Annotated in this window: 5 protein-coding genes and 1 riboswitch; all 5 genes read right to left on the reverse strand. The window is 67.2% G+C overall.

The window, feature by feature from the left end:
- The coding region (locus KJ554_03470; GenBank protein MBU0741398.1) for a TolC family protein at window positions 1–702 on the reverse strand (702 nt) is incomplete at its 3' end.
- Window positions 699–1,376 (reverse strand): CerR family C-terminal domain-containing protein, encoded by a 678-nt coding sequence (locus KJ554_03475; protein ID MBU0741399.1) that lies wholly within the window; start codon window positions 1,374–1,376, stop codon window positions 699–701. The genes KJ554_03475 and KJ554_03470, both read right to left, overlap by 4 nt.
- A gap of 262 nt (window positions 1,377–1,638) precedes the next feature.
- Window positions 1,639–3,597 (reverse strand): T9SS type A sorting domain-containing protein, encoded by a 1,959-nt coding sequence (locus KJ554_03480; GenBank protein MBU0741400.1) that lies wholly within the window; start codon window positions 3,595–3,597, stop codon window positions 1,639–1,641.
- Window positions 3,598–3,805: 208 nt separating this feature from the next.
- A complete protein-coding gene (gpmI, locus tag KJ554_03485) occupies window positions 3,806–5,404 on the reverse strand; it encodes a 2,3-bisphosphoglycerate-independent phosphoglycerate mutase (protein ID MBU0741401.1) in 1,599 nt (532 codons plus the stop codon).
- A gap of 20 nt (window positions 5,405–5,424) precedes the next feature.
- Window positions 5,425–5,781, reverse strand: coding sequence for a cyclic nucleotide-binding domain-containing protein (locus KJ554_03490; GenBank protein MBU0741402.1), 357 nt, complete (start codon window positions 5,779–5,781; stop codon window positions 5,425–5,427).
- A gap of 136 nt (window positions 5,782–5,917) precedes the next feature.
- Window positions 5,918–6,009: riboswitch (TPP riboswitch) on the forward strand.
- The last annotated feature ends 132 nt before the right edge of the window (window positions 6,010–6,141 follow it).

Raw genomic sequence — 6,141 nt, forward strand, 5'->3', positions numbered from 1 at the left:
GGCGACCAGCGCTCCGGTGGCGGCGACGTTCTGGCGCGCCAGGTGCAGGTCGACCGACGGGACCACGCCCGCCAGGTAGCGGTCGGCCACCATGTCGCGGCTGCGCTCGTAGGCGGCGAGGGTTCCCCGGCTCAGGGCGAGCTGGTCCGTGGCTTCACGCACGGCCAGCCAGGCGCGCACCACGTCGGCCACCAGGGCCTGCTGCACGGTGCGCCGGTCGGCCTCGCTGGCCAGGGCCGCGGACCAGGCCGCGCGCCGCGTCCTGGAGAGCCGGCCCCAGAGATCCAGCTCGTAGGCGGCGGTCGCCGAGGCCGTATAGAAGTTCTGGTAGAAGCTCCCCTGGCCGCCGAAGCGGGCCCGGGTCGTCTGCGAGCGGGAGGCCGTCCCGCCCACCTCCACCGAGGGCAGGCGGCTCGCGTTCGCCCCTTCGAGCTGGGCGCGGGCCGACATCACGCGGGCCGCGGCGGCCGCGGCATCGGGATTGTTGGCCAGGGCTTCGGCGACCAGGGCGTCGAGCTCGGGCGAGCCCAGGTCCTTCCACCAGCCGTGGACGGCGCCCGGCAAGGATGCGGCGGCCGCCGCGTCCTCCTCGACGAAGCGGCCGGGGATCGCGGTCACGTCCGGCCGCTGGTAGTCGGGCCCCACGGCGCAGCCGGCAGTCACGGCCAGCAGGGCGGCCAGGGCCGCTGCGGATCGGATCACGTGTCGCCTCCTTCGCTGATCTCACGTATGCCGCCCAGCGTGAAGCGGGTCACGTGCTCGATCACGTTGCTGATGTATTCCTCGATGCCGTCCCCCAGGGAAACGAACGCCAGCGGCGTTTCCTGAGCGGTGCCCGGCATGTTCCGTTGGTTGTGCCAGTGCATGGCATAGTAGACGAACTGACCGACGATGCTGCCGATGATCATCTGGAGCCGAACGTCGCTCATGGCGGGCAGCAGTTCGCGCAACAGCAGCAGGAACCGCCGCCGCACCGGACCGATCAGTTCCTCGACCAGCACCCGGGCGCCCTGCCGGGGCTCCGCCATCTCCCGCGACATCAGATGCAGTCCGAGCAGGCCGCGCGGGCTGTTCAGGGCGTCCTCGAGATGGGTGCCCACGAAGGCGCGGATCAGCATCTCGAGCCTGGGCTGGCTGTCGTCCGCAGCCTCCACCAAGGCGATGGCCGCCAGGAGCTTCTCGCGCTTGGGGGCGAGAAAGCGGCGCAGCACTTCCCGGTAGAGGTTCTCCTTGCCCTGGAAATGATAATTGACCGCGGCCAGGTTCACGTCGGCGGCGCCGGCTATCTCGCGAATGGAGACCGCCTCGTAGCCCTTCTGTGCGAAGAGGATTTCGGCCGCGTCCAGCAGACGTTCCTTGGTCGTAGGCTCGCTCATGTGTCCTCGCATCGTCTCGAACTGGAAGAGCATAAATTCAAACGAATACTTTAATCAAACGTACGAGCTAAGTCAAGTTCCCAATGCATCTACATCATTCGAAACGGAGAATGATCCCGCCGCGAGGAGGGCGCGATCGGCACAAAACAACAAATATCGGGGAGGTGCATGCGGCAGGCGGCGGCCCTGGCCATGGACAAGGAAAGGCCCCGGTCTGTCGCCGGGGCCTCCTCGCTGTTGAATACTCGATCGTCCGCCGATGCTACTTCACGAGCATCAGCTTGCGGACCTGCAGGACCTCGCTGCCGATGCGCAGGCGCGCGAAGTAGGTGCCGCTGGACACCTTCTGGCCGGAGAAGTCGTTGCCGTCCCAATTGACGATATGCTCGCCGGACTCCAACCTGCCGCTGGCCAGCGTGCGGACCAGTTCGCCGCGGATGCTGTAGATGTTCAGCTGCGTCAGGTTGTCGCGGGTCAGCACGAAGCGGATCTCCGTCTTCGGGTTGAAGGGGTTGGGCGCGATGCGCGAGAACCCGCCCGCAGGCAGGATCTGGGGCAGCTCGTCCTCGACGCCGGTGGCGCTGGCGACGACGATGGCCTCGTCCTGCAGCGGCACCAACTCGAAGACGCCATATGCGTAGTCCATGAAGCCCGTCACGCCGACCACGTCGCCCATCTGGGCCACGTAGATCAGATCGACGATGGCGTCTACGACCAGCGTGTCGCCCGGCGCATCCGAGATCTTGAAGGTGTTGTACTGATCGGCGCCGACGGTGTCCACCACCGTGGAGCCGAAGGTGGTGACCCACACGCTCTCGTAGGCCTCGCCGAACACGTCGTCGCCGTCGTCCAGCGTGTCATCGTTGAGGATGCCACAGTGGACCTTGGCGGGCGCAAACAGGTCGTTGGAGAAGGTGAGGATCTCCACGGCCGAAGCGCTGTGCGGGGCCATCTCGGTCAGGCCGTAGTAATCGTCGATGTAGCCGCCGACTTCGACCTCGTCGCCCGCCAGCACGTAGTTGCCGGACGAGCTCTCGTAGACCAGGATGCCGTTGAAGGCGCCGGCGGCGTCCTGCATGAGGAACTTGCTCGCCGCGCCGGCGTCGCCGGTGCCGACGGTCACGATGCCGGTGAGGTTGACGACGCGGCCGTAGTAGGCCGAGTTCTGTCCCGGCAGGGAGGGATCGGCGTACTGTACGTCGTAGATGGACGTGAAGCCGATGGCTACCTCGAGCCAGCCGGCCGGCGCGTTGGCCGGGTAGAAGGTCGTGTTGAGATCGCCGTCGTCCGCGGAGATGTAGAAGTCCACCTGCCGCTCGTTGTGGGGCGCCGCGATGACGCCGGACCAGGTGTCGCCGCCCGCAGTGCTCATGACGGCGGACGAGAAGACGCCGGTGCTGTCGCCGCTGTCGTCGCGGAAGTAAAGCGTGGCGCCGGTGACCATCACGTCGTCGGTGATCGTCGCCGTCACGGTGATGGCGTCGCCGGACAGCGGGGTCCAGTCGTTGCAGTTGACGTTGTCGACGACCGGGCCGGAGCCCTCGATGAGGTCGGCCTGCCGCCGGGGCTTGAGCTCGATCAGCGCGTTGTACTTCACCACGGGAGAGATGATGCGGAAGGTCTCGCCGATGGCGACGCCGGTGTCGTCGATGCCGGTGGTGCCGTCGATGTACACGACGATGGTGTCGGTACCCGTGTGCATGGTGAACTGGTGGTTGAAGGCCGTGCCGGGAAGCGTGGCGATGGTGCCGGTCACGTCGACGAACTTGCCGACGTTCTCGTACCCGTTCTCGGCGCCGACGCCGTAGAGGACCTCGGCGATGGTCATGACCTGCGGCGTGGGCGGGGCCTCACTGCCCAGGGGGTTGACCTGAGTGGCCGGATCGCCGGTGAGGGTCTGGATGCCGATCTCGCCGGCATAGGCGTGGACGGGACCGACCAGCTGGATGCGATCGCCGTAGTTCAGCGGCGGGGCGCCCGGCAGGTAGAAATTGATGCCGTTGCCGGAGTCGTCCAGGATGTAGTGGGTGCCGCCGTTGTAGGTGTTGTTCACCACGAAGATCCGGCCTTCCACGGTGACGACCATGCCATCGTAGGGGCTGAGCGGGTCGCCGGTGACCGGATCGTAGACATGGATGTCGTCGATGGTCTGGGCTGCCGCCAGCCCAGCGCTGGACACGACGAACACGAGCGCGAGTGCGCCGTAAGTGAATTTCTTCATTATCCTCTCTCCCCTGATTTCAGACAGACATCCAGAACCGCGCAGGGACTGGGCAGAATCACGGATCCCTTTGTCAAGTTACGGTTTATGAAGCCGTGGAAGTAAGGATCAGGCTTTCTGGCCTCCGCGTTTGCGGTATCATAACACGTACCCCCATAGATGTCTACGTCTCAACCGTTTTTTTATATTTTGTGGATGTGATATCGGGCTACGAAGGCTGAGAATCTCTTGCGCTGCCGGCGATCATCGACCGCCCGGTCATCTCCGCGGGCCGGTCCAGACCGAGCAGGTCCAGCAGGGTCGGCGCGATGTCGCGCAGGCCGAAGGGCCCCTCGCCCAGGGCGTCGGCCCTGCCGGCGTAGTCCGCGCCGACCACCACGAAGGGCACGTCGTTGAGCGAGTGGTTGGTCAGGACGCGGCCCTCGGCGCCGATCATCTCGTCGCAGTTGCCGTGGTCGGCGGTCAGCAGCATCACCCCGCCCCTCTCGAGCGCCTTCGGCACGATCCGCGACAGCAGGCCGTCGAGGGTCTTCACCGCGGCGACCGCCGCCGCGAAGACGCCCGTGTGCCCCACCATGTCGCCGTTGGCGAAGTTGACCACGATGACCTCGTGCTCGCCGGTGTCCAGGGCGTCGAGAACCACCCGCGCAACCGCGGGCGCGCTCATCTCGGGCTGCAGGTCGTAGGTGGCGACCTTGGGCGACGGGATCAGCTCGCGATCCTCACCCGCGTAGGGCTCCTCGCGGCCGCCGTTGAAGAAGTAGGTGACGTGGGCGTACTTCTCGGTCTCGGCGGTGCGCAGGTTGCGGAGGCCGGCGGCGGCGAAGACGTCGGCCAGGATGTTCGCGTGGATCTCCTTGGTGAAGAGCACGGGCAGTTCCATGGACGCGTCGTAGATGGAGAGGCAGAGGTAGGAGATGTCCGGGCGCACCGGCCGCGTGAAACCGTCGAAATCGTCGCTGTTGAAGGCCCAGGTCAGCTCCCGGGCGCGGTCGGCGCGGAAGTTCCAGAAGAACACGCCGTCGCCGTCGCCCACGACGGCCAGGGGCGTGCCGCCCGTGTCCACGACCAGCGCGGGCAGGACGAACTCGTCGGTGACGCCGGCGTCGTACGAGGCCTGGATGATCGATTCCGCGTCGGCGCCCGTCTCCCCCTCGCCGTGCACATAGGCCCGCCAGGCCCTCTCGACGCGATCCCAGCGCTTGTCGCGGTCCATGGCGTAGTAGCGTCCGCAGACCGAGACCACGCGTCCCGCGCCCAGCCGGTCCAGCTCGGCCTGCAGGTCGCGCACGTAGCCCAGCCCGCCGAGGGGATCCGTGTCGCGCCCGTCCAGGATGGCGTGGATGCAGATGTCCCGCACGCCTGCGTCGCGGGCCAGGGCCACGATGCCGTAGAGATGATCGGTGTGCGAGTGGACGCCGCCGGGCGAGACGAGGCCCAGCAGGTGCAGCTTGCCGCCGTGCGCGGCCAGGCCGTCGATGAACGCGCGCCAGGCGGGCAGCTCCGCGAAGGCGCCGCTCTCGAGGCTGCGGGTGACGCGGTTGAGGTCCTGGTCGATGACGCGGCCGGAGCCGATCGTCAGATGACCCACCTCGCTGTTGCCCATCTGCCCCTCGGGCAGCCCCACTTCCAGCCCCATGCACTTCAAGTGGGTGTGCGGGTAGCGTTCGAGCAGCCCGTAATAGAAGGCGGGCGCCGCGGCGGCGATGGCGTTGCCGCGCTCGCTGCCTGGTCCCTCGCGCCAGCCGAAACCGTCGAGGATGCAGAGGACCAGGGGCGTGTTGGGGCGCTTGGCTCGCGCGGGCATGGAATCTCCTTGCATCCGGATCAGCCGATGTTCAGCTCGTCGAAGGTGCCCGCGGGCAGGCGCCAGAGCTCGGCGTCGCCCAGGGCCATTACGGTCGTACGGTCCAGAGGATAAGAGGAGTCGCCGCCGCCCGCCTCCTCCCGGGTCGTGAAGCACGAACCGGACTGCAGGACCGCGCGCGTCACCTCGCGTCCGTCGGGCAGGAACTCGGTCACCCGCGCCCGGCCCAGTCGCATCACGTAGTCTGCCGGGCAGGCCGCGCGCAGCAGCTCGTACGGGGCGAGGTGGCGCGCGTAGCGGGCGTCGGACAGTTCGTCGCGCAGCTCGGGGCGGCGCATGAAGAGGCGGGCGTCGCGGATGAGGGTCAGGTGTGGCATGACCGGTTCCATTCCGGAAAACCGTATTCACTCATGAATGATCCGGAGCAACTATATCCGAGGATGCCGGCTTTGACGAGCACGGTATCCGGCGATATCGGTTGACGCGCATCACGATCGTGTCTATCGTTCGCGCCACAACCGTTAGGGGTGGCCCTCGTGGCCTGAGACAGACCCTCCGAACCTGAACCGGGTCGTACCGGCGTAGGGAAACGGGATCTCCAAGACCTGCCATCGCGGCCGGCGCCCCTCGAGCGGAGCCGGCGTTTTCTTTTTCCCGGCTCCCGTGACGTCCGAACCTGGGAGCAAGCCATGTCCACCCGCTTCGCCGCGACGGCCTGCACGGCCGTCCTGCTCGCC

The organism is bacterium, from assembly GCA_018814885.1.
In the GTDB taxonomy this organism is placed as follows: domain Bacteria; phylum Krumholzibacteriota; class Krumholzibacteriia; order LZORAL124-64-63; family LZORAL124-64-63; genus JAHIYU01.